Raw genomic sequence first — 22958 nt, 5'->3', positions numbered from 1 at the left:
GCCTGCCGGGTTGTGGTATGTTTGAAGCAGGCGCACAGGAAGTGAACCTTCTGCTGAGACGAAAACCGGATTTTATCGTTTATTTTCATGCAGATAAAAAGAGACCGAATACGATTCCTGTATTCGGTCCAGGGAAATGGCTCTTGGGAGAGAGCCGTGCGCTAAAAGTTGGCATTAATGCAGGCTCAATCGCCTTGCCCTTTAAGAATAGATGACGACGTCAGGTTTTCCAGTCCACAGTAAAAGTGGTCTGAAAAAAAGCGTCAGAACATCACTAAATGTGAAAAACCGCAGAGCTTTTACAAGCACCTGCGGTTTTTTTTTACTGGAAACCTGACGGCTAGCAGAGCTTTTTAGCGCGCTCAATAAACGGTGCCAGACTCTTCTTCTGCCCGGGGTTTGCTGGGTCATCCACCTGGATCACGCTGACAGGCTGTCCGTTACTTTTCCCGCTGGCAACCTGCTGCTCCGCTACGTCATTTAACGGATACTGCACGAGCGTACTGGGATTGATGACATACAGCGCGTTACCGGGACGGCAGGTGAGCATGACCTCTTCACGATTAAATGCCCAGTTGTCCTTACCCACTTCAAACCGGCTGACGGTGATGACCTGCGGCGCGGCCAGCGCACTGCTGGCACAGGTGAGAAGTAAAAGAGAAAGCAGTGTCTTTTTCATAAGTTATTAAACCTTGTCAGAAGGGTTCCCAGGTCGCGAACAGGCTGACGGCCGCCAGTACCAGCGCGCCCAGCACCACTTCTGCCTGTGTCATCCTGATAAAAATCTGTTGTTCCCGCCCGGCATCAGGGCGAAAGCGTGGCACAAGAAAATACCGATTCGCCAGCGCAATTGCCACCATCATGATGACCAGCGCACATTTGAACAACAACAGCCGTACATAAGGCGCTTCCCACGGCACGTCTATGCCTACAATAAAGAGCGTATTGATTATCCCGGTCAGCAGCACGCCCGCCACGGCATAATGCCCCACGCGGGAGAAGCGCATCATGGTAAAGATAGCGGCTGGCTGCCAGCGGCCTTTCGCCAGCCGCATACAGAACAGCAGCGGCAGTAAACCGCCCACCCAGGTGGCGGCGCAGAGCAGGTGAAGCGCATAGTTCAGACGATGCAACGCACCCGGCGCGCCACCGTTCATCGCGGCATGTCCCACGCCCGCCAGCAGCACCAGTTGCCCCATCGCGAGCAGTAATAGCCGTGAGCCCTTTTGCGGGGTAAGCCATGCAGCGCCCGCGGTCACAGCGGCCAGCACCATTTGCCACAGCCAGACGCCACCAAACTGCGTGCCCAGCACGCTGCGCCAGACCGCCGGGCGAATGACATCCCCCCAGCCGTTACCCATTAACCCACTTTGCAGGCCGAACATCAGCAGAGCAGCCATCAGGCTGATTAAGGCCGCGATATTCTGCTGGCGCTGGAAACGCTGCGTCATGAGGCGCTGCAACGAAGACGGTGCAAACCAGACACTGTATAGCGCGTTGCCGAAAAGTAGTATCAGCGCAACAAAATGGATAAAGCGAAACGCTACGTAGCTCAGGGCCAGCATACTATTTCACGCTAAAGTGATAGCTGCCCTTGGTTTTGTGGCCGTCCACGGAGACCACATGCCAGTCCACCGTATAGGTGCCGGTCGTCAACAGTTTCTCAAGAGGAACAATCAGCTTTGCGTTATCCTTCTCGTCACGCTTCACCCCGCCGGTCTGGATTTTGTGCTGCTGCGCGTCCGTCACCACGACGCCGCTGAAGGCAGGTTCAATGCCTTCCGAGAAATTCAGGGTAATGACGTCGGGTGCCGTCGCGACGGTATTTTCCTGCGGGGATTGTTGCTTAAGGTGCGCATGGGCCAGAGCTGATGGCGCGATTGCCGAAGAGAGCAGAAACACCAGCGCACACGCGACGCGGGAAGGGGTAAAGTGCATCACAATCATTCCTTTTCGTTATGCCTGAATGCTAAAGAATAACTCTGTATAATTAACGAGTCGAGGAACATCCTTTGCTCCCTTGTCATCGTTGAACAATCGCGGTAACGTTGCCGCCGCAGAAAAAGGAGAAGGAAATGAACGTTAACCTGGCCGCCCTTCCTCAGGACGAGATGGACAAAGTGAATGTCGATCTCGCCGCCGCGGGGGTCGCATTCAAAGAGCGTTACAACATGCCCGTCGTGGCTGAAGTGGTAGAGCGTGAACAACCCGCGCATCTGCGCGACTGGTTCCGCGAACGTCTTATTGCGCATCGCCTCGCCTCCGTTAATCTCTCGCGCCTGCCGTACGAACCTAAAGTTAAATAAGCTTAACGTCCCGTTACACTTCCTTACGCGTTATGTGGCAGGATAAGAAAACCCTGATAAATTTAGGTGTAATCTTAAAATCCCAGCGACTTAGTGTATAAGGAAGTCACGATGTCACGATGGACTATTGCCGCGGCTCAGTATGCTCCGCGGCACAACTGTGTTGATGAGCACGTAAAACATCACCTGCACTTTATTGCCGAGGCTGCCTCGCATGGGTGCGATTTAGTCGTCTTTCCGGAGCTTTCGCTTACCGGCCCTGGCGGAACAACCTTACCCCCACCCCCTGACGATTTGCAGCTTGCCCCCCTCCTTCACGCGGCGCAGTCACGTTTCATCACGGTGATTGCCGGTATTACTCTCCAGCAACAGAAAGGACTCGCGCTTTTCACCCCTAACCTGTCGACCATCCGGCGCTATCCGCAGGGTAACGGTGCGGGTGTTATTCCTGGCAATAAACGGTTAACCATCGTTGATAATCAGGCTGACGCCCCGGAACTGGACCCAGAGGCAACGCTGTTCACCAGCAGCCTGGCGGTGGGTGAGCAACGCTGGCGGCAATCCATCAGTTCGTTACAACGCTTCGCGCATAAGTACGCCATCGCGGTATTAATGGCGAACGCGCGCAGCGGTAGCGCGTTATGGGATGAAAAAGGTCAGCTGATCGTGCGTGCCGATAAGGGAGAGTTGCTGTTAACCGGTTCTTTGGGCCGACAGGGTTGGCAAGGGGATATCATTCCATTAGGCTAGGCATTTTAGGATCAGGAGCGATCAATGCTGCGCGTTATCGATACCGAAACCTGCGATTTGCAGGGTGGAATTGTGGAAGTCGCCTCTGTCGACGTGGTTGACGGAAAGATAGTCAATCCAATGAGCCACCTGGTGCGCCCGGACCGTCCTATCAGTGCGCAGGCGATGGCAATTCATCGCATTACGGAATCGATGGTGGCGGATAAGCCGTGGATTGAAGAGATCATCCCTCTTTACCACGGTAGCCAGTGGTATGTCGCCCATAACGCCAGCTTTGACCGCCGCGTGCTGCCGGAGATGCCCGGTGAATGGATTTGCACCATGAAGCTGGCGCGCCGTCTGTGGCCGGGGATCAAATACAGCAATATGGCGCTGTATAAGTCGCGCAAACTAAGCGTGCGGACGCCGGAAGGGCTGCATCATCACCGCGCCCTCTATGACTGCTACATCACCGCAGCGCTCCTGATTGATATCATGAATACTTCCGGCTGGACGCCGGACGATATGGCGACCATTACCGGCCGCCCCGCCCTACTGACCACCTTCACGTTCGGTAAATATCGTGGAAAACCGGTATCGGAAGTGGCGGACAACGATCCGGGCTATCTGCGCTGGCTGTACAACAACCTCGACAGAATGAGCCCGGAACTGCGCCTGACGCTGAAGCATTATTTAGGCGAAGCCTGAGTTCCCGCGCGGCCTGGCAGCGTATCCTGCGCCAGGCCAATCAAAAAGGCGTACTCCAGCGCCACCCCTTCATAGGATTTAAATCGCCCTGATTTCCCTCCGTGCCCCGAGTCCATATCGGTACACAGCAGCAGCAGATTATCGTCAGTTTTTAGCTCACGCAGCTTCGCCACCCATTTCGCGGGCTCCCAGTACTGCACCTGGGAATCGTGCAGGCCGGTGGTCACCAGCATATGCGGATAGGCTTTCGCCTCGACGTTATCGTACGGGCTGTACTCTTTCATGTAGCGGTAATAGGTTTCATCCTGCGGGTTCCCCCACTCCTCAAACTCCCCGGTGGTCAGCGGAATGGTTTCGTCCAGCATGGTCGTCACCACGTCCACAAACGGCACCTGAGCGATAACGCCTTTAAACAGTTCAGGCCGCTGGTTTACCACGGCTCCCATTAACATGCCTCCGGCGCTGCCCCCCATGCCAAAGCAGAGTTGCGGATCGCCATAACCCTGCGCGATCAGCGCATCGCAGACATCAAGGTAGTCATTGAAGGTATTTTTCTTTTTGAGAAATTTTCCGTCTTCATACCAGTGCTGACCCAGCTCGCCGCCGCCGCGAATATGGGCAATCGCATAAACAAAACCGCGGTCGAGCAGGCTCAGCCTGCTGCTGCTGAAATCGGCGTCCATGCTGGATCCGTAGGAGCCGTAACCGTAGACGAGGATGGGGTTTTTACCTTTGTTGAAGTGATCCTTGTGGTAGACGAGAGACACGGGGACTTCAACGCCGTCGCGCGCGGTCACCCACAGGTGTTCACTCCGATAATTTTCCGACTCAAATCCCCGGACCTCAGCCTGTTTAATCACCTGACGCTGCCCGGTGTCCATATCCAGCTCAAACAACGTGTCCGGGGTAGTCATTGACGAATAGCCGTACCGCAGGCGGGAAGATTCCGGTTCCGGGTTAAAGCCGATCCACGTCACGTAAGCCGGGTCATCGAACGCAATGCCCACCACTTCGCGGGTTTTGCGGTTGATTTGGCGGATACTGGTCAGTCCGCGCTGACGCTCTTCCACCACCAGCCAGTCGGTAAACAGGGTGAACCCCTCCAGCATCACCTGATCGCGCGCAGGAATTAACACTTCCCACTTCCGTTCATCGCGCACTTTGGTTTTATAAAGGCCAAAGTTTTTGCCCTCGCGGTTCGAACGCAGGTAAAAGCTGTGCTGGAAGTGATCCAGACTGTACTCATGATCTTTACGGCGCGGCAGGAAGCATAACGGCTGGGCATCCGGCAGTTCGGCATCCAGCAGCAGCACCTCAGAGGTGGTGGCGCTGGCAAGGAAGATAATCACGTAGTGGCGAGACGAGGTTTTATGCAGGCTGACGTAGAACGTCTCGTCTTTTTCTTCATACACAAGCTCATCGTCGGCGGAATCGGTCCCCACCGTATGACGCCAGACCTGATAAGGCAGCAGCGTTGAGGCATGCTTTTTAACGTAGTAGACCGTTTCTGAATCGTTACCCCAGACGAAATCGGGGGAGACATTATCCAGCATTTCGGGATACCAGTTTCCCGTTTCAAGATTGCGGAAACGCAAACCGTACTGGCGGCGGGAGAGGTAATCCTCAGCCAGCGCCATAATGGCGTTATCGGGGGAAATGGACATGCCGCCCAGCGTATAAAACTCACTGTGGGCAGCACGTTTGTTAGCATCCAGCAGGATCTCCCATTCGTCCCACTCGGCGCTTAGCACAGACTGGCGCTGGTAGATGGGATATTCGTTTCCCGGCTCATAAATATGGCGATAGCGATAACCGTTTTTGCACCACGGGGCAGAGACATCACGCTGGGGGATACGCTGTACCATTTCGTTCAGGAGCTGATCCTGAAGCGCCTGCTGGCTGGCCATGACCTGGCGGCCATAGTCGTTTTCCTCGTGCAGATAGTCGAGCACCTCTGGCCGGGAACGAGAATCGTCCCGCAGCCAGTAGTAGTTATCGATACGCGTATCGCCATGCGTGGTGATCGCATAAGGAGTACGTCGGGCTTTTGGAGGCATGGCATTCTTACTTTTTCGTTTTACATCCTATAAGGTTGGCAAAACACGCGTATGATGCAAGCGAAACATGGCCTTCTAGCCCGCGAGGGTCTGCTTCTGCTGCTGAATATCCTGCTCAATTCCCTCACGAACGTCCTGTGGGATCTTCAGCGCATCACCCAGGGCGTTCAGGTAGCTGCGCTCCATAAAGTGATCGATATCGATGGCGGCACAGCTCAGAAAATAGAGTTCCAGTGCCTCTTCTTCGTTTTTCACGCTTTGCGCCAGACGCTGCGGATCGAGCGGCTGTTCGATGGCCTGCGCCACCAGCGCCCTGCCCTGCTCCTCAACGCCCGCTTCCCGCATCTGCTGTTCAATTGCGGCACGTTCACTGGCATCAATATGCCCGTCGCTCTTGGCTGCAAAGACCAGGGCGAGGATCAGACGCTCGGTGCGTAAATCTAACGGCGATACCTGCTTCCCGTACTGCGGTTCATCCTGATGCGCGTTGCGCACCTTGTCTTTGTATTTGTTCCATAAGACGGAGCCTGCAATAGCCCCTCCGCCCGCCAGCAGCGCGCCGGTACCGTATTTGGTAAGCAGTTTCCGCGATGATTTATTGGCAACCAGCAAACCGGCCAGCCCGCCGAGCGCACCCGGCACAAGCAGCTTGCTCAGACCCTGCTCGCCGGACGACGAGCCTTTTTGTCCCAACAGGGATTGCAGTTGATTCATCCAGCCTGACATATTTTTCCTCACGTAACCGTGCGTAACCTTCACAGCCTAAGCGAGCGGGTGTCAGGAAATGTCTGTCAGTGCTAAAGAAGCGCAAATTTCTCCCCTGTTCGGGTTATCCCTATACAAGACATACGCAAACGTTTTCGTTTATACTGCCCGCATCTTTTTCAGGGGGATTTTTATGACTCGTTTAGGAACTGCGCTGCGTCCTGCCGCGACGCGCGTTATGCTGTTGGGATCGGGTGAACTGGGTAAAGAAGTGGCCATTGAATGCCAGCGTTTGGGTGTGGAAGTGATTGCGGTGGACCGTTATGCGAATGCGCCCGCCATGCACGTCGCGCATCGCTCGCACGTCATCGATATGCTTGACGGTAATGCCCTGCGGGCGTTAATTGCCGACGAAAAACCGGATTTCGTGGTACCTGAAATTGAGGCCATTGCCACTGAGATGTTGGTTGCCCTTGAACAGGAAGGCCAGCGCGTGGTGCCCTGTGCCACAGCGGCAAAACTGACCATGAACCGGGAAGGCATTCGTCGCCTGGCGGCAGAAGAATTACAGCTCCCGACCTCCAGCTACCGTTTTGCCGGGGATAAAGCTGCGTTTCTCCAGGCCGTAGAGGAGATTGGCTACCCGTGCATCATTAAGCCGGTAATGAGCTCCTCCGGCAAAGGGCAGAGCTTTATCCGCGACAGCAGCACGCTGGACAAAGCCTGGGACTATGCCCAGCAGGGCGGCCGTGCCGGTGCCGGGCGCGTCATCGTAGAAGGCGTGGTGAAGTTTGATTTTGAAATTACCCTGCTCACCGTCAGCGCCGTGGACGGTGTTTATTTCTGCGACCCGATTGGTCATCGCCAGGAAGACGGCGATTATCGCGAATCCTGGCAGCCGCAGCGAATGAGCGCGCTGGCGCTGGCACGCGCGCAGGAGATCGCCCGCAAAACGGTGCTGGCGCTGGGCGGCTACGGCCTGTTCGGCGTGGAGTTATTTGTTTGCGGCGACGAGGTGATCTTCAGTGAAGTCTCCCCTCGCCCGCACGATACCGGGATGGTCACGCTGATTTCGCAGGATCTCTCTGAGTTCGCGCTGCACGTACGTGCTTTCCTCGGCCTGCCGGTTGGCGGCATCCGTCAGTACGGCCCGGCAGCCTCGGCGGTGATCCTGCCGCAGCTGACCAGCCAGAATGTCACCTTTGATAACGTCGAAGGTGCGGTTGGTGCAGGCTTACAGGTCAGACTGTTCGGCAAACCGGAGATCGACGGAAGCCGTCGTCTGGGCGTGGCATTAGCAACCGGGGAAAACGTGGACGAAGCCGTCGCGAGAGCGAAAAAAGCGGCCACTGCGGTAAAAGTGACAGGGTAAATAACTAGAGGCTGGTCAAGTAAGCGACCAGCCACATAGCATGATTAACGTTGTTTCGTTTCTATCGCTTCCATTCGTATTCCATGTCCTCGTAGGCTTCATTCGTTTTCGAGATGAAAACAAAACTACCGAGGCCTATAAAAATAACGAAGGGAATGATTATGCTCGCAATCAGTTCCCAGATTGCTGGCGGATCGTTTTGCGCCAGGAAACTGATACGATAGGCAATGAGGGATAACACGCAGAATAAAGCCGCCATCCCCGCAGGATAAAGGGGATTACTCCAGTTACACCAGGTAAGTTTATTTGGGATAGCTGTCTTCATGGAGGAAAGCGCAGTAATACAAAATTTGTTTTTGTCTGAATATGCTACCAGTTGCTCCCCCTGGGCATATTTGACCGCATCCGCCGCAAATGCCAGAACCAGCCACCGATACCCGGCACTCTTTGCGCCCAGAGAGGCATCGATATCCAGCCGTTCCACCGTGAGCGCTTTTTTGTCCAGTGCCTGCATTAATGGATATTTTTCAATACGGGATAGCCCGGTATACCAGAGATTTTTCGGCGTAAGTACCGAACCCGTCTCAAGGAAGACCGCCATTTTGTCCTCTACATCGGTCACGTCAGACATAGGTTGATATAAATATACCGGTTTTTCGCCCTCCTCCCGGACATAATGACTGGTTAGCAGGAATGCACATGCATTTTCCATGCTCTTTGATTCGCCGCTTTCTTCATGTAAATCAACGATAACAATCAACCGGTTTTCAACTCTGTAATCAGATAAGTTCATCCATTGGCTAACGATCGCGTAGTCAGGACATTCTGTGCTGTACTCAATTTTACACGTGCTGGCCGTTTCAATACCCAACCGCTCCAGAGTGCGCCTCAGTTCATCAATGCAGGATCCACTCCCTCCGTGAACCCAGACAACGGTTTCAAAAATACGGTAGTTATAGTCCTTCAATTTTTCTGCCATCGGATCCAGTAAGCGGTAAAACATCTGTTCATTCCTGGTCTGGTCGAAGCGATCTTCCAGCTGAATATTAACCGGCGTTTTCGGTGCCAGCGGAAATTCGCCTTCCAGTTTCAACATATTCAGCGCGGGTTGCTCCAGGGGGGTGATTGCAGACCATGCTGCGATAGCGATATTTTTTCGCGCATACGCCTTTAAATTAATCTCCTGCTCTTTTGCTATGAATTTTCGGGTTTCAGCATAATGAATGTTGGCGTCATGAAATATGAAACTTGTAAAAACTAACAACGACACAACACAGATGGGCAGAATAACTGAAGGCACAAAAAAGAGAGCCGTAATGTGTTCCTGTTCAGGCCAGGTGAGAGCCCGGATCGCGAGGCCCATTGCGACGGCTATCACATAGAGGAAAACAATCATGACGACTGGCACAGTGGAATCCGGGTCTGGCTGTTTTTTGTATAACCACCATGCGCGCATTACGAAGCTCCCGCCACAGGTAAGGTACTTTTGATTTCACATCCACACGCCGCGCGACAGCCATCTACCACAACCCCACGGCCATGCATGGTCCAGGTTGGGTGACATTCAGTGATTGCGAACGTCCCTTTATGGAGCGGACACTGCGCAAGATCATCTTTTAATGCCACGGGCTGACCCATAAAGTCTGCCCCAGAGGCCTTAGTGACTTTTCCTCCGCTTATCAGCGGATCGTTTAACCTAATGACGCCTTTCATCGCTTTATCTCCCTATTTTCCCGCATCCATGTTGCATTGCATGTGCTCCCAGCCGGTATAGCCTTTCACGTCGGGTACGCTGTCGGGTAAATCTTGCCAGTTAGCCTTAAATTGCTGCGTGCTGTGCTTAAGCCCCTGCTTAGTCATATAGACCATTCCCCAGGCCCAGCCAGGGAAACGGGGGTCCAGCGTATCGCTTACTTTATTTCCCATTCCGTCATCCACGGTATAGGTAATCCCCGGCCCACCGGGCAGAATGCGCGGGTCTTCAAATGGTTTTGACGACATGTACAGCCGGTGCTTGGTTAGTAGAAAGCCCTGATCGTTGACGACGGTGAAAGAAATAATATCCTCATAGGATGGTTGGTTAGTACCATCGGGCTCATTAGGCCCTACCGAAAAAAACTGGGGAGACCATGTTTTACCATAATCTTTTGAAATCATTGTTCCTGGGTCATCCCAGGTGGGTATGGCAATATATCGTTCAGAAGGATGAACAAATTTTTTGGTGAAAATCCGATAAAATTGACTGACGGGCCTGGTATGAATACCCCGAAGAGTATCCGTATACCAGAGTTCACCTTCGCAGCCCCAGCCTTTTAACTCAAGGTAGCGATGATCATCAAACCGGTAAACTATCTGCGTCGGTGGCTCTTTCGCCTGGCATCCGGTTGCCAGCACAACGGACGTCGCTGCGAGAACGGTACATAATCCTTTCATCAGTTATCGCCCCGCATCCATATCACAGCGCATATGATCGCAGCCGGTGTACTCCTTCACTTCGGGTACGCTGTCGGGTAAAACTTGCCAGTTTGCCTTAAGTTGCTGCGTGCTGCCCTCGAGCCCCTGTTTAGTCATGTAGACCATTCCCCAGGCCCAGCCAGGGGAACGGGGTTCCAGCTTCCCGCTGACTTTATTTCCCATTCCGTCATCCACGGTATAGGCAATCCCCGGCCCGCCGGGCAGAATGCGCGGGTCTTCAAATGGTTTTGACGACATATACAGCCGGTGTTTGGTCAGTAAAAAGCCCTGATCGCTGACGACGGTGAAAGATATAACATCATCATAATAAGGAGCGTTACTTCCATCAGGTTCATTGCTCCCTGATGACATAGATGCACCACCTCTTTCCCACGTTTTCCCATAGTCTTTTGATACTGAAAAACCACCAGTAACATTTCCCCACCACGGAATAGCAAGATAGTGCTCTGAAGGATGCACGAATTTTTTGGTGAAGATTCGATAAAACTGACTGGCAATCTGTGAATGGATACCTTTCTTAGTATCGCTAAACCAGAGTTCACCTTCGCAATCCCAGCCTTTCAGTTCGAGATAACGATGATCATCGAACCGATAAACAACCTGTGTCGGCGGTTCTTTCGCCTGGCATCCGGTTGCCAGCACAACGGACGTAGCTGCGAGAACGGTACATAATCCTTTCATCAGTTATCGCCCCGCATCCATATCACAGCGCATATGATCCCAGCCGGTATAGCCCTTCACCTCGGGTACGCTGTCGGGTAGGTCCTGATAGTTTGTCTTAAATTGAGATATATCTTCGTGCAGACCTTCTTTGGTGATGTAATCCAGCCCCCAAGCAGGGCCAGAAGAACCGGGTTCCAGCTTACCTCTGACTTTATTTCCCATTCCGTCATCCACGGTATAGGTAATCCCCGGCCCACCGGGCAGAATGCGCGGGTCTTCAAATGGTTTTGACGACATGTACAGCCGGTGCTTGGTCAGTAAAAAGCCCTGATCGTTGACGACGGTAAAAGACACTGCATCTTCTGCGGGTGCTCTGTTATCTCCATTTGGTTCATTACCCGCTGGGGAAAAACCGACAGCTTTCCATGTTTCGCCATAGTCTTTCGATACATGAAACCCATCCACCTCCCAGTTAGGAATTGAGATATATCGTTCTGATGGATGAATAAACTTACGGGTAAATACTCGATAAAATTGAAAATAAGGCTGTGAATGAATACCCCTTTTCGTATCTGTATACCAGAGCTGGCCTTCACAGCCCCAGCCTTTTAACTCAAGATAACGATGATCATCGAACCGGTAAACAACCTGTGTCGGCGGTTCTTTCGCCTGGCATCCGGTTGCCAGCACAACGGACGTAGCTGCGAGAACGGTACATAATCCTTTCATCAGTTATCGCCCCGCATCCATATCACAGCGCATATGATCCCAGCCGGTGTACTCCTTCACTTCGGGTACGCTGTCGGGTAAATCTTGCCAGTTAGCCTTAAATTGCTGCGTGCTGTGCTTAAGCCCCTGCTTAGTCATATAGACCATTCCCCAGGCCCAGCCAGGGAAACGGGGGTCCAGCGTATCGCTTACTTTATTTCCCATTCCGTCATCCACGGTATAGGCAATCCCCGGCCCACCGGGCAGAATGCGCGGGTCTTCAAATGGCTTTGATGACATATACAGCCGGTGTTTGGTCAGTAAAAAGCCCTGATCGTTGACGACGGTGAAAGAAATAATATCCTCATACGGCGCGTAGTCATCACCATTGGGTTCATTATGATTTGGTGAAAACGCTACAGAGCGCCACGTTTTCCCATAGTCCTTAGATACTATGAATCCACTCACTCCCCATCCCGTCAGTGCAATATATCGCTCTGATGGATGAATAAATTTACGGGTAAAGAGTCGATAAAACTGACTAACTGGTTCGGTGTGAATGCCTCGCTTCTTATCCGTGTACCAGAGTTCGCCTTCACAGCCCCAGCCTTTTAACTCAAGGTAACGGTGATCATCGAACCGGTAAACTATCTGCGTCGGTGGCTCTTTCGCCTGGCATCCAGTTGTCAGCAAGATAGCTATAGCAGCAAGAGCTTTGCATAATCCCTTCATGTTTTGTCCTTACGCCAGTTGACTGTCACTCATTGGTTTTGGCATATCCCATTGGAGGCTTTTCAATTCTTGATTTCCTGAAACCTGATCGTGAGAAGGCTTGAAAGAGGTATGTTTGTTAAACTGATTTTTCACACCGTAAGTGCTCTTTGGAAGCACTTCGTCAGGTCTGTTCATGAAGTCTTTCGTCTCAGCAATTGGCAACCTTCCCGAACGATAATATTCTCTGGCATCGGCATTGCCGTTCTGCGGATCGCGCCAGTCCGCACGATGTAACAACCCTTCCCAAAATTTCCCCGCCTGATAATCGAATGATTTGCACTGCCCAATAGCCAAATCAAACGCCATAGCGTGCGATGGCGCAAATTCGCTCATCACAATAGAGGAGTGCTGGCTGTAGCCTACCGGGTCAATTTTCTGCCATTCCGCTTGCAGTTCTTCCGGTGTTTTCTTCCAGGTAAGGGTAACTAACTGAAAATCACGCGAACCTGACACCTCACCATAAATAACCTCATGCTTGCGTTCAAAACTCTCTTCTTTAAGCTCTGAAGCAGATAAAACGTGACCCGGCTGCCAGCCAATATTTTGATAGCGGTTCACAGCAAAGGTTGTCGTTACCGTGCGCTTAATGGCGCTGGCTTTGGCGGAATAGGAAATGTAGGCGTCCGGGCTGTCCGGATCGACATAATAGGTATACGGTTTATCACTGGTTTTAGGATCGTTATCCGGGTGATTATCCTCCCCCTGAAGTTTGAAAATAAAAGGTTCCGGTAACTCCTCACCGTTTATTACCACATCGCGAGCGCTGTAACTGGCGTTCGTGAGAAAGGCATATTTTGCATCCCCCTCATTTCGCGATGGTAGCTCAAAGGGGTTAGCGTCAGGGATTTTTCCTACTTCACCATGCTGGTAAAACACGCGCTGAAACAGATTCGGTATATCACTGGCAATATTCTGAGGAATGCCCCGCCAGCCAACCCCCTGCACATTCTCCAGCGACACGACGCCATCATTCGGGCAAAAGTAGTTATACACTTTTCCGTCGTTGCTTCGGCAATATCTGTCATCCGTTCGTAGCGGATTATCGGAAGGTTTACGCAGGGTACAGGAGGCCTCCAGAGCCAGTAATTCGCTCTCTGCTATTTTCCCGCCACCTTTCCATTGCGTATGCATAAGGCGACAGAAATTTTTAAATGTCTGCTGTCTGGCATCGTCGGTCTGTTGATAACCCGGCTGAATATTTTCAGCCACGCGCGACTTAAGAGAATACGGTGAGTGATTAAGAATGACACAGTTGACAGGCTTTAATCCCTCTTGTTTGACCAACATATTCGCCAGCATGGTAAGGATTGTGCCCTGACTATGCGCCACTACGTTGATAACATCATTTGCTGTGACCGGATTTCGGCGGATAGTTAAAATCAAATCCGCCAGCCGTTGAGCGGCAAAAAACTGGTAAATGCGGTGTGGGCTTTCATAGATAGGATGGGTAAAATCGCCATCATTGAAGTGCAGCGAGGCAAATCCCGCAGCGGCAACGCCGAAGCCACCGGCGCCGGGTCCCAGCATATCCGGGATCGTCGTCGTTGCGTTGGCAAAGGTCCCGCCCCCCTTGGCAAAACTCGTATCAAGTGCATTTTTAAAGTTATCGTTCTGGTACTGAAACGGCCCTTTCCCGTCATTACCCAGCGACTTTTTATTCGTCTCGTTATCTTCCTGGTACGCATCATAGGGCAGATGCGCTTTGTCACTCAGCTTCCCGACTTCCTCCCGGTAGCGCTTCTGGTCCGCCCGGTAGTCAGCATGCGTAACCGGTTTATATCCCCAGTAAAACGGGATGATGGGGGAACGCCCGGGAGTGATAATTCTGTAGTCTTTCCATTCGTGGGCGTAAAAATCCTGCCGGTTGAGTCGCTTACCCAGCCCGACAAGTATTCCTTTCTCCTGATTCTGGTAAGCTTCACCCACGTCGTTCACGCCATGGACGAGGATCACAATGCCGGGCATCGGACGCGGTATCCCGACGTTGCGCGTCTGGGCGACTTCGCCCAGGGTTTTGTGTACCGGAATATCGCCTTCTGATACCACCCGTGGAGCGTAGGGTTTTGTCTTCGCCTCCGTCATTCCATTATCTCCATTTTATAGCTGTCGAGGTCGTCAGCATCGAGCAGTGTTGAACGACCGGAGCTGTCCGTCACGCCTTCCACCACCTGACCGGATGCACTGGTCAGCCTGAATTTTTTGTTTGCCAGAATTTGCTCCGGATCATCGCAGGCGTGCAGTTTGTAGCGAAGTTTAAAGGCGCCTTTGTCAAAGGATGGCGTCGGTACCGACACACTTTCCGGACCGTCGTATTTCAGGCTCGGCGCTTTGAGCTCAATGCCCGTCGGCGAGAAAATCGTGACCAGTCCGGTCGGGCTGATACGGATCCCGCCGCCCCCGCAGACAAACTGCATTCCCTTTCTGGCACTGCCGTTCATTTTCCCGGCGGTGCTCGTCAGCGTGAAATCCTGCTGCGACAGCATGTGCATTTCGCCCCGCTGCGCCTGCGTCGTAATATCCCCCGCACCGGCAATCATCTCGATGCCGAGTTTGCGGGCAAACAGCGACAGTTTTTCCCCTACGGCCAGCGAGAATTTTTTCACCACATTCACGCTGGCATTCCCGCCCGCTGTGGCAATCAGGTCTTTCCCGGCTGACAATTGCAGGCTGTCCGGCGTAACCTGCGCAATTCCACTTTTTCCATATGCCAAGATACCGGGCTCCGCGAGATGACTCAGCGTCTGGCTGAGCGCATTTTGCCGATCGGTTTCCACATTACTCGCACCTGCCGTAAGCGCACTTTGTTGTAGGGTCATCGCCAGCGATAACGCCTTTTCGAGTTGTGAAATAGCCGCTGTCATATCCAGTTGCTTACCCCCCGCGCGGGGCTGTGCTTCCGTGGTGATCATCACGCCTTTGGCAGCACGCAGCGCCATCCAGTCGTCGGTGCGAGCCTCCACACCTTCCCCGCGCTTTTTGCCCTCAGCATCAACCAGGTGGCCCACACTCACTTGCCCTTTGCCGTACTCGGTAGAGATTTTGATGTGTTCCTGCCCGCGACGATCTTCAAGACGGATCTTGTTCAACGCGGCCGTGCGGATCACGTTTCGGGTATCGTTACGGTTTGTGACTAAATCCGGGTGGCTGCCGTCGTGCATGACATGGGCGATAAAAGGTCTGTCCGGGTCGCCGCCTTCAAAACCTACGGCAACTTCAGTCCCCTCCAGCAACGGAAAGTGAATACCAAAAGTGTCACCGGCGTACGGCCTGCCGAGGCGTACCAGGGCGCTTTCAAATCCGACCCGTTTTTCATCAAGGTCAAAATCGAACTTAACCCGGTAGCGTCCAACCGCATCAAGTCCGGCATAGGTTTTATCTCCCCCGATAGCCTTCACTCTGGCGGGCACCGTTCCGGCTATCACCGGCCGGGATATGTATTCAGGACGGAAGCTATAGCCGTGGATATAGGGGATCCCAGAAAGTACGGCGCGATAGTGTTCAGCACGGCTGCCGCGGATAATCATCGCAGTTATCACAAACCCGGACTTAAACCCGTCAGGTACAGGCCCTGAGGGATAAAACATAATGCCTGGCTGAAGCTCGGGATCGCTGGTTGTCGCCCCCAGAAGACTCTGTCCGTTCAACAGGCGTTCATAACGCAGACGAGCGTAAAATGCGGCGGTTTCCGCCTCTTCACCGTGAAAATCCCCCGCAGCAAGATAGTGATCGGCATAGTGATAGTGTTGGCCTGTCGTTACACCTTCGGGAATATCGCTCGTTTTAATGGTCTTATCCGTCTGCGGCGATTGCGGGTCACGGTAGTTATAGGTGCGAACCAACACATTTTTTGGGATCAGGCCGTGCTGCTCCTCCAGATCGGTGATGTATTCGTTATAACTGGTCATGCCTGAATGTCGGACATAAGGCATCTGTTTGTCGCTGAAGTTGTAACGACGCGCAGAATCCCCAAAAATAACGACGGTTTCCGTTTTCACTTTGTTGTGATTCTCAAAACGGAACCAGATCCCTATCTCTGCCAGCAGCCGACGGATGAACCGCAAATCGGTTTCTTTCCACTGAATGATCATTTCCCGTCGTGGATAGCTGTGGCTCAGTTGCTCAAAATCAATGTTGTAGCCGTCAAAGTGACCACTGTCCTTCATCAGCTTTGTAACGAGCTCCGGGACTGTCATGTTCATGTAAACCGCAGAACGGTAATTTTGATCCAGCAGCGCCAGCTCATGCTCCAGCACGCATTCATACAGTGCTTCGTCACCTGAAGACATCAGCCGGGAAAATTGGGTGATCGTGCCATTAATCTGGCGAACCGGCAGCCAGGAGGTTTGCCCATGCCATGAGGCTTCCAGATTGGGTGCACGCAGAATAAACTCAGCCCTTTGATTAAGAACAGCATTAATGGCAATGTTTTGATCCGGACTGGTAAAGCGGATGGTATAGCGATAAGGCTCGCTTAATATCTCTTTTCCTGTAAAAGAATGAACATCAGAAATAACATTTTTGCTACGCGGGAAATACAATAAATATCTGTTTAACGTGTCCCACCGTTGAGCCACCTCAGATTCCCCTGACATTATTATTTATCCTTTTAACAAACATTCCGTTTATTAAAAACAATACACCTATCGTTCTCCTATTAAAATACCCAACCTCAAGTTGAATTGACTCAAAGGAAGTAATATTATTCACAGAATAAATAAAAAGAGCCCAGGCAATTTCATCACAGATAAATTAAGAATGAATTATTCATCAAATATATAAGTGAGGGATTATTTAATAATGAAGAATGATACGCCTGGGGGTTAGGGATATTAAAAATGTTTGTGGGAAGAAGAAGAACTTATACATGCTGGTCACATAAAGTGACCAGCATCAGGCCAGAGGGCCTGCTTTATGCATTGAGCATTTGTTACTGTTTCGCGCCTTCTACCGCTTCGCGAGCCAGTTTAGTAATGCGATCCCAGTCGCCTGCTTCCAGCGCATCCGCCGGAACCAGCCAGGAGCCACCGATGCAAAGCACGCTTTTCAGCGCCAGGTAGTCGCGGTAGTTGGCCGGAGAGATGCCGCCCGTTGGGCAGAAACGCACCTGGGAGAATGGGCCTGCAATCGCCTGCAACGCTTTGGTGCCGCCGTTCGCTTCAGCTGGGAAGAATTTAAACTCTTTCAGGCCGTAGTCCATACCCAGCATCAGTTCAGAAACGGTGCTGATACCCGGGATCAGCGGAATAGAACCTTCGGTTGCGGCTTTCAGCAGCGGCTCGGTCAGGCCCGGGCTGATGGCAAACTGTGCGCCCGCTTCGGTCACTTCCGCCAGCTGCTGCGCATTCAGAACCGTACCAGCACCGATGATCGCTTCCGGCACTTCTTTGGCGATAGCGCGAATCGCATCCATCGCACAGGCAGTACGCAGGGTCACTTCCAGAACACGAACGCCACCCGCAACCAGCGCCTTCGCCATTGGGACAGCGTGCTCCAGTTTGTTTACCACAATAACCGGCACGACAGGGCCAGTAGTCAGGATTGCTTCTGCACTTGTTTTCCAGTTTTTCATCAGAGTTTTCTCTCGCCAGATCGTTAAAATCAAGTCGTCTTAAAACGTAATACAGGTTGCGCCCTGCTCCGCACCGGAGAGTTTCTCACGCAACGCACCAAACATCTCGCGTCCGGTACCCACGCGGGATGCGCTCAGGTCAGGAATATGTGGCTGACGCGCCGCCAGCTCTGCTTCGTCCACCAGCAGGGTTAACTCGCCTGTCTGACCGTTAACGCGGATCATGTCTCCATCATGGACTTTCGCCAGCAGGCCGCCGTCGTAGGCTTCCGGGGTGACATGAATCGCTGAAGGCACTTTACCGGATGCCCCCGAGAGGCGTCCATCGGTCACCAGCGCAATTTTGAAACGGCGGTCCAATAATACACCAAGCGGCGGCATAAGTTTATGTAATTCTGGCATCCCGTTCGCTTTTGGTCCCTGATGACGCACCACGACTACGCAGTCTTTATCAAGCAGACCCGCGTCGAAGGCAGGTAAAACGTCGTGCTGGCTTTCAAACACCACCGCCGGGGCTTCGATAACCTGATTCTCTTCCGGCACGGCAGAAGTTTTCATTACGGCACGCCCAAGGTTACCGCTCAGCACTTTGGTGCCGCCGTGAGGAGAGAACGGCTGTTCGAAGGTCGCGATAACCTGAGGATCGAGCGAGTTGCTCGCCCCCTCGCGCCAGTCCAGCTCACCGTTGTTCAGCCACGGCTCAAGGGTATAGCGATGCAGGCCAAAGCCCGCCACCGTGTTGACATCCTCATGCAGCAGGCCGCCTTTCAGCAGCTCGCGCATCAGCACCGGCACGCCGCCCGCGGCCTGGAAGTGGTTAATGTCCGCCGGACCGTTCGGGTACAGACGCGCCATCAGCGGTACCACGGAGGAGATCTCGGAGAAGTCATCCCAGTTGATCAGAATGCCCGCCGCGCGCGCCATCGCGACAAGGTGCATGGTATGGTTGGTTGAACCGCCGGTCGCCAGCAGGGCGACAATCCCGTTGACGATGACTTTTTCATCCACCATTTTGCCCATTGGCATCCACTCGTTGCCGTTACCGGTCAGGCGCGTCACCTGACGGGCTGCGGCTTCGGTCAGCGCTTTACGCAGTGGCGCATCCGGCTGGATGAACGACGAGCCCGGTAGCTGCATCCCCATAAACTCCACCACCATCTGGTTGGTGTTAGCCGTACCGTAGAACGTACAGGTGCCCGGCGCGTGATAGGACGCGGCTTCCGCTTCCAGCAGCGCCTGACGGTCCGCTTTTCCTTCGGCATACAGCTGGCGGATACGGACTTTTTCCTTGTTTGGCAGACCGCTTGCCATCGGGCCTGACGGCACAAAAATCGCTGGCAGATGGCCAAACGACAGCGCGGCCATCACCAGCCCCGGGACGATTTTGTCGCATACGCCCAGGTAGAGCGCGCCATCAAACATATTGTGAGAGAGGCCCACTGCCGCCGACATGGCGATCACTTCGCGGCTCAACAGAGACAGCTCCATACCGTCCTGTCCCTGAGTCACGCCATCACACATGGCCGGCACGCCGCCTGCAACCTGGCCCACCGCGTTCACGCTGTGCAGCGCATTGCGGATGATAGACGGGTAAACCTCATACGGCTGGTGGGCTGAAAGCATGTCGTTATAGGAGGTAATGATGGCGATATTGTTACGCAGCATGCTTTTCAGCGCGTCTTTATCACCAGGCTGGCAGGCGGCAAAGCCGTGGGCCAGATTCCCGCAGGCCAGCTGTGAGCGATGGACCGTTTCACTCTTCGCCTGTTCGATGCGGGCAAGGTAGGCAGCACGGGTCTCTTTCGAGCGTTCAACGATGCGTTGTGTTACGCGTAACAATGTCGGATTCATAAAAGCTCCTCTAATTTATCTGTCCAGGCTCGGGAGTTTACACAGTTTCTGACGGTTGTTAACAACGCTGAAACGCCTGATATCCGGAGCACAGGGGCAAAATGTCTGAAGGGAGTGTAATAAAAAAAGCTCCGCGGGTGAATCCACGCGGAGCTTAAAAGATTAAAAATTATGCCACTTGCTGTGTTAGATCATGTTACCGGTAAAATAACACCTTTGGGCTAGAGATGGGGGTTATTCAAACTCGTTCCAGGAGCGGCCATCACGGGTGATCATCGCAACGGAGGCGACAGGTCCCCATGTTCCCGCCTGATACGGTTTTGGCGCGTCCTGGTCGGCTGCCCACGCTTCGGTGATTGAGTCCACCCACTTCCACGCCTCTTCCACTTCATCGCGGCGGACGAACAGCGCCTGGATACCACGCATGGTTTCCAGCAGCAGACGCTCGTAAGCATCGGCCAGATGCGTCTGGTTGAAAGTTTCAGAGTAACTCAGGTCGAGCTTGGTGGTTTGCAGGTTGTGTTTGTGATCAAGACCCGGCACTTTGTTCAGGATCTGAATATCCACACCCTCATCCGGTTGCAGACGAATAGTCAGTTTGTTCTGCGGCAGTTCCTGCCAGGATTCTTTGAACAGGTTCAGTTCCGGATTTTTGAAGTAGACCACCACTTCGGAGCATTTTGCCGGCAGACGTTTCCCGGTACGCAGGTAGAACGGCACGCCGGCCCAGCGCCAGTCGTCGATATCCACGCGGATCGCCACAAACGTCTCGGTGTTGCTGGACTTGTTCGCGCCCTCTTCTTCCAGATAGCCAGGGACTTTTTTCCCCTGGGCAAAACCTGCGGTGTACTGGCCGCGCACGGTTTTCTCACGCACGTTGGAGCGGTCAATACGGCGCAGTGATTTCAGCACTTTCACTTTGGCGTCACGAATGCTGTCGGCCGTCAGATCTGACGGTGGAGACATGGCAATCATGCACAGAATTTGCAGCAGGTGGTTCTGGATCATGTCACGCATCTGGCCGGCCTGGTCGAAGTAGCCCCAGCGGCCTTCGATGCCCACCTCTTCCGCCACGGTAATTTCCACGTGGTCGATAGTGCGGTTGTCCCAGTTGTTCACAAACAGGGAGTTGGCAAAACGCAGCGCCAGCAGGTTCAGAACCGTCTCTTTACCCAGATAGTGGTCAATACGGTAAACCTGACACTCCTCAAAGAACTCGCCCACCTGGTCGTTGATTTCACGCGAGGTTGCCAGCGACGTACCCAGCGGCTTCTCCATCACCACGCGCGCCGGTTTGGCGTTCAGCTTCGCTTCGCCCAGACCTTTGCAGATGGCGCCGAAGGTGCTTGGCGGCATGGCGAAATAGTTAATGGTGACGCGATTTTCCTGGTCCAGCATTTCACCCAGACGGGTAAAGGCGCTTACATCGTTGACGTCCAGATTGCAGAAATCGAGACGCCCGCTCAGCTTATCCCAAAGGCTTTCATCGATTTTCTCTTTCATGAAGGTTTCGAGCGCCTCGCGCACGACTTTGGTATAAGCCTCCTTATCCCAGTCGGCGCGCCCTACCCCAAGGATTCGGGTATCGGGATGGATCTGGCCCGCTTTTTCGAGCTGATACAGGGAAGGCAGCAATTTTCGGCGTGCAAGATCGCCTTTCGCGCCGAAAATGACCAGGTCACATGCCTGGGCTGTTTGCGTTACCGCCATGTCATTCTCCTCAGTTAGATCTCCTGGTACTCTGCCAGGTATCGTTGTAATTTTATTACAATGCACTGTACTGCTTTTACGCGTTTCCTGAAACCATTAGCGCTTAACGTCACGTGCGATACGGTGATTTTTCGTCGCCGGTGCCATAATGCCCGTCTGGTGACGCAACTAATGTCGATTCTTTGCGCAACAGGGTCAGAGCAAAACCCGACGTCGATCAAGTAATGAAAAAAAACAACAACATTTCTTGTCGACGATTACCCTTTCGGGTGTCCCGGGGGTAATATCGGCTAAATCGAATCAAGGTTTCATCTCTATGAAATCGTTTATGCCCTCACGAGCGTCTTGTTAACAATGAACATGCTGGAAAAAATCCAGTTTCAACTGGAACACCTTAGCAAATCCGAGCGCAAAGTGGCTGAAGTTATTCTCGCCGCGCCCGCTCAGGCGATTCATTCAAGCATCGCCGCTCTGGCACAGGAATCGGGCGTCAGCGAACCGACGGTCAATCGATTCTGTCGTAGTCTGGACACCCGCGGCTTTCCTGATTTTAAACTGCATCTGGCACAAAGTCTGGCAAACGGTACCCCGTATGTTAATCGCAATGTAGATGAAGACGACAGCGTTGATGCTTACACCGCAAAAATATTTGAATCGGCAATGGCCACGCTCGACCATGTTCGCCAGTCTCTGGACATGAGTTCAGTGAATCGCGCGGTCGATCTTCTCACGCAGGCCAAACGGATCGCCTTCTTTGGCCTTGGCTCGTCCGCCGCCGTGGCGCATGACGCCATGAATAAGTTCTTTCGCTTTAACGTGCCGGTGATTTACTCCGATGACATTGTGCTGCAACGCATGAGCTGTATGAATTGTAGCGAAGATGATGTCGTGGTACTCATCTCCCATACGGGCCGCACCAAGAGCCAGGTGGAGCTGGCGCAACTCGCGCGTGACAACGATGCGATGGTCATCGCCCTGACGACGGCAGGTACGCCGCTGGCCCGGGAAGCAACGCTCGCCATCACCCTGGACGTACCGGAAGACACCGACATGTACATGCCGATGGTCTCCCGCCTGGCGCAGCTGACGGTCATCGACGTGCTGGCGACCGGTTTTACTTTACGCCGGGGCGCAAAATTCCGGGATAACTTGAAGCGGGTCAAGGAAGCCCTGAAAGAATCGCGTTTTGATAAAGAATTGCTTATAAAGAGCGATGTTCCCTAATAACGACGATGTACGATTTACGGCATTCGGTCCCCTCGCTACTGCCTTGCGATAGATGAAGGCCGATTCTATGTTCACGCAACACCAAAGTTGTTTCAGTCAACGGA

At 53.1% G+C, this 22958-nt stretch carries 22 protein-coding genes; 6 read left to right on the top strand and 16 right to left on the bottom strand.

All coding sequences use genetic code 11. From position 1 onward, the window contains the following. Positions 1-17 precede the first annotated feature (17 nt). On the top strand, positions 18-215 hold the full coding sequence (locus INF86_RS02835) for a hypothetical protein (RefSeq protein ID WP_032609507.1): 198 nt from the start codon (positions 18-20) through the stop codon (positions 213-215). Between the two features lie 125 nt (positions 216-340). Here INF86_RS02835 and INF86_RS02830 read toward each other — a convergent pair whose 3' ends face one another. From INF86_RS02830 to yobA, 3 genes are read right to left on the bottom strand one after another with little or no spacing between them, the layout of a single operon-like run. Next, entirely contained in the window at positions 341-679 is a 339-nt protein-coding gene (locus INF86_RS02830; protein WP_022648464.1) for a YebY family protein, read from the bottom strand. A 16-nt stretch (positions 680-695) separates the two neighbouring features. Next, positions 696-1565, bottom strand: coding sequence for a copper homeostasis membrane protein CopD (copD, locus tag INF86_RS02825; RefSeq protein WP_193543207.1), 870 nt, complete (start codon positions 1563-1565; stop codon positions 696-698). A 1-nt stretch (position 1566) separates the two neighbouring features. Further along, the gene (gene yobA / locus INF86_RS02820) at positions 1567-1938 is read right to left on the bottom strand and encodes a CopC domain-containing protein YobA (RefSeq protein WP_045308323.1); all 372 of its coding nucleotides are present in this window, start codon (positions 1936-1938) and stop codon (positions 1567-1569) included. Between the two features lie 137 nt (positions 1939-2075). On the opposite strand from yobA, the gene INF86_RS02815 reads away from it, so the two are divergent. The 3 genes from INF86_RS02815 (at position 2076) to exoX (ending at position 3743) form a co-directional block, all read left to right on the top strand. After that, positions 2076-2306, top strand: coding sequence for a DNA polymerase III subunit theta (locus INF86_RS02815; protein WP_003859784.1), 231 nt, complete (start codon positions 2076-2078; stop codon positions 2304-2306). A 111-nt stretch (positions 2307-2417) separates the two neighbouring features. After that, positions 2418-3056, top strand: coding sequence for a nitrilase-related carbon-nitrogen hydrolase (locus INF86_RS02810; RefSeq protein WP_023300434.1), 639 nt, complete (start codon positions 2418-2420; stop codon positions 3054-3056). Positions 3057-3080: 24 nt separating this feature from the next. Then, complete coding sequence (gene exoX / locus INF86_RS02805; protein ID WP_022648468.1) at positions 3081-3743, top strand: exodeoxyribonuclease X; 663 nt, start codon at positions 3081-3083, stop codon at positions 3741-3743. Here exoX and ptrB read toward each other — a convergent pair. Next, a complete protein-coding gene (gene ptrB / locus INF86_RS02800; RefSeq protein WP_022648469.1) occupies positions 3725-5800 on the bottom strand; it encodes an oligopeptidase B in 2076 nt (691 codons plus the stop codon). The two genes, exoX and ptrB, sit on opposite strands and share 19 nt — an antisense overlap. Before the next feature lie 75 nt (positions 5801-5875). Beyond that, positions 5876-6526 (bottom strand): tellurite resistance TerB family protein, encoded by a 651-nt coding sequence (locus tag INF86_RS02795; RefSeq protein WP_022648470.1) that lies wholly within the window; start codon positions 6524-6526, stop codon positions 5876-5878. 172 nt (positions 6527-6698) lie between these two features. Between INF86_RS02795 and purT the strand changes: the two genes are divergently transcribed. After that, positions 6699-7877, top strand: coding sequence for a formate-dependent phosphoribosylglycinamide formyltransferase (purT, locus tag INF86_RS02790; protein ID WP_022648471.1), 1179 nt, complete (start codon positions 6699-6701; stop codon positions 7875-7877). A 61-nt stretch (positions 7878-7938) separates the two neighbouring features. On the opposite strand, the gene INF86_RS02785 is transcribed toward purT, so the two are convergent. The 11 genes from INF86_RS02785 to zwf all read right to left on the bottom strand — a co-directional run bounded on the left by INF86_RS02785 (position 7939) and on the right by zwf (position 21627). After that, a complete protein-coding gene (locus INF86_RS02785; protein ID WP_193543206.1) occupies positions 7939-9333 on the bottom strand; it encodes a hypothetical protein in 1395 nt (464 codons plus the stop codon). Next, complete coding sequence (locus tag INF86_RS02780; protein ID WP_369705944.1) at positions 9333-9515, bottom strand: PAAR domain-containing protein; 183 nt, start codon at positions 9513-9515, stop codon at positions 9333-9335. Before INF86_RS02780 ends, INF86_RS02785 begins: the two co-directional genes overlap by 1 nt. A gap of 87 nt (positions 9516-9602) precedes the next feature. Then, complete coding sequence (locus INF86_RS02775; RefSeq protein WP_193543205.1) at positions 9603-10310, bottom strand: hypothetical protein; 708 nt, start codon at positions 10308-10310, stop codon at positions 9603-9605. 3 nt (positions 10311-10313) lie between these two features. Next, entirely contained in the window at positions 10314-11033 is a 720-nt protein-coding gene (locus tag INF86_RS02770; RefSeq protein ID WP_193543204.1) for a hypothetical protein, read from the bottom strand. A gap of 3 nt (positions 11034-11036) precedes the next feature. Further along, positions 11037-11744 (bottom strand): hypothetical protein, encoded by a 708-nt coding sequence (locus INF86_RS02765; protein WP_193543203.1) that lies wholly within the window; start codon positions 11742-11744, stop codon positions 11037-11039. Between the two features lie 3 nt (positions 11745-11747). After that, positions 11748-12455: a hypothetical protein gene (locus tag INF86_RS02760; RefSeq protein WP_193543202.1), complete on the bottom strand. Its 708-nt coding sequence runs from the start codon at positions 12453-12455 to the stop codon at positions 11748-11750. A gap of 9 nt (positions 12456-12464) precedes the next feature. Further along, positions 12465-14579: a DUF3274 domain-containing protein gene (locus tag INF86_RS02755; protein WP_193543201.1), complete on the bottom strand. Its 2115-nt coding sequence runs from the start codon at positions 14577-14579 to the stop codon at positions 12465-12467. Then, positions 14576-17089 (bottom strand): type VI secretion system tip protein VgrG, encoded by a 2514-nt coding sequence (locus tag INF86_RS02750; protein WP_193543200.1) that lies wholly within the window; start codon positions 17087-17089, stop codon positions 14576-14578. Before INF86_RS02750 ends, INF86_RS02755 begins: the two co-directional genes overlap by 4 nt. A gap of 335 nt (positions 17090-17424) precedes the next feature. Next, complete coding sequence (gene kdgA / locus INF86_RS02745; RefSeq protein WP_003859774.1) at positions 17425-18066, bottom strand: bifunctional 4-hydroxy-2-oxoglutarate aldolase/2-dehydro-3-deoxy-phosphogluconate aldolase; 642 nt, start codon at positions 18064-18066, stop codon at positions 17425-17427. 39 nt (positions 18067-18105) lie between these two features. Further along, positions 18106-19917: a phosphogluconate dehydratase gene (gene edd, locus INF86_RS02740; protein ID WP_023300442.1), complete on the bottom strand. Its 1812-nt coding sequence runs from the start codon at positions 19915-19917 to the stop codon at positions 18106-18108. A gap of 234 nt (positions 19918-20151) precedes the next feature. Then, a complete protein-coding gene (zwf, locus tag INF86_RS02735; RefSeq protein ID WP_022648481.1) occupies positions 20152-21627 on the bottom strand; it encodes a glucose-6-phosphate dehydrogenase in 1476 nt (491 codons plus the stop codon). A 354-nt stretch (positions 21628-21981) separates the two neighbouring features. Here zwf and INF86_RS02730 point away from each other — a divergent pair, with 354 nt between their 5' ends. Continuing rightward, positions 21982-22851 (top strand): MurR/RpiR family transcriptional regulator, encoded by an 870-nt coding sequence (locus INF86_RS02730; protein ID WP_003859769.1) that lies wholly within the window; start codon positions 21982-21984, stop codon positions 22849-22851. Positions 22852-22958 lie beyond the last annotated feature (107 nt).

This window comes from Enterobacter cloacae complex sp. I1M, from assembly GCF_014982425.1.
Lineage (GTDB): Bacteria > Pseudomonadota > Gammaproteobacteria > Enterobacterales > Enterobacteriaceae > Enterobacter > Enterobacter intestinihominis.
Note: the sequence above shows the minus strand (reverse complement) of the source record. Positions and strands in the feature narration are given on the sequence as shown.

Excerpts from the sequence above, each read along its gene's own strand:
- INF86_RS02755 (WP_193543201.1), bottom strand. The coding sequence starts at position 14,579 with ATGACGGAGGCGAAGACAAAACCCTACGCTCCACGGGTGGTATCAGAA.
- INF86_RS02780 (WP_369705944.1), bottom strand. The coding sequence starts at position 9,515 with ATGGGTCAGCCCGTGGCATTAAAAGATGATCTTGCGCAGTGTCCGCTC.
- INF86_RS02750 (WP_193543200.1), bottom strand. The coding sequence starts at position 17,089 with ATGTCAGGGGAATCTGAGGTGGCTCAACGGTGGGACACGTTAAACAGA.
- INF86_RS02775 (WP_193543205.1), bottom strand. The coding sequence starts at position 10,310 with ATGAAAGGATTATGTACCGTTCTCGCAGCGACGTCCGTTGTGCTGGCA.
- kdgA (WP_003859774.1), bottom strand. The coding sequence starts at position 18,066 with ATGAAAAACTGGAAAACAAGTGCAGAAGCAATCCTGACTACTGGCCCT.
- INF86_RS02830 (WP_022648464.1), bottom strand. The coding sequence starts at position 679 with ATGAAAAAGACACTGCTTTCTCTTTTACTTCTCACCTGTGCCAGCAGT.
- INF86_RS02760 (WP_193543202.1), bottom strand. The coding sequence starts at position 12,455 with ATGAAGGGATTATGCAAAGCTCTTGCTGCTATAGCTATCTTGCTGACA.
- copD (WP_193543207.1), bottom strand. The coding sequence starts at position 1,565 with ATGCTGGCCCTGAGCTACGTAGCGTTTCGCTTTATCCATTTTGTTGCG.
- INF86_RS02815 (WP_003859784.1), top strand. The coding sequence starts at position 2,076 with ATGAACGTTAACCTGGCCGCCCTTCCTCAGGACGAGATGGACAAAGTG.
- exoX (WP_022648468.1), top strand. The coding sequence starts at position 3,081 with ATGCTGCGCGTTATCGATACCGAAACCTGCGATTTGCAGGGTGGAATT.
- INF86_RS02785 (WP_193543206.1), bottom strand. The coding sequence starts at position 9,333 with ATGCGCGCATGGTGGTTATACAAAAAACAGCCAGACCCGGATTCCACT.
- INF86_RS02835 (WP_032609507.1), top strand. The coding sequence starts at position 18 with ATGTTTGAAGCAGGCGCACAGGAAGTGAACCTTCTGCTGAGACGAAAA.
- INF86_RS02765 (WP_193543203.1), bottom strand. The coding sequence starts at position 11,744 with ATGAAAGGATTATGTACCGTTCTCGCAGCTACGTCCGTTGTGCTGGCA.
- yobA (WP_045308323.1), bottom strand. The coding sequence starts at position 1,938 with ATGCACTTTACCCCTTCCCGCGTCGCGTGTGCGCTGGTGTTTCTGCTC.
- INF86_RS02730 (WP_003859769.1), top strand. The coding sequence starts at position 21,982 with ATGAACATGCTGGAAAAAATCCAGTTTCAACTGGAACACCTTAGCAAA.
- purT (WP_022648471.1), top strand. The coding sequence starts at position 6,699 with ATGACTCGTTTAGGAACTGCGCTGCGTCCTGCCGCGACGCGCGTTATG.
- edd (WP_023300442.1), bottom strand. The coding sequence starts at position 19,917 with ATGAATCCGACATTGTTACGCGTAACACAACGCATCGTTGAACGCTCG.
- INF86_RS02770 (WP_193543204.1), bottom strand. The coding sequence starts at position 11,033 with ATGAAAGGATTATGTACCGTTCTCGCAGCTACGTCCGTTGTGCTGGCA.
- INF86_RS02810 (WP_023300434.1), top strand. The coding sequence starts at position 2,418 with ATGTCACGATGGACTATTGCCGCGGCTCAGTATGCTCCGCGGCACAAC.
- INF86_RS02795 (WP_022648470.1), bottom strand. The coding sequence starts at position 6,526 with ATGTCAGGCTGGATGAATCAACTGCAATCCCTGTTGGGACAAAAAGGC.
- ptrB (WP_022648469.1), bottom strand. The coding sequence starts at position 5,800 with ATGCCTCCAAAAGCCCGACGTACTCCTTATGCGATCACCACGCATGGC.
- zwf (WP_022648481.1), bottom strand. The coding sequence starts at position 21,627 with ATGGCGGTAACGCAAACAGCCCAGGCATGTGACCTGGTCATTTTCGGC.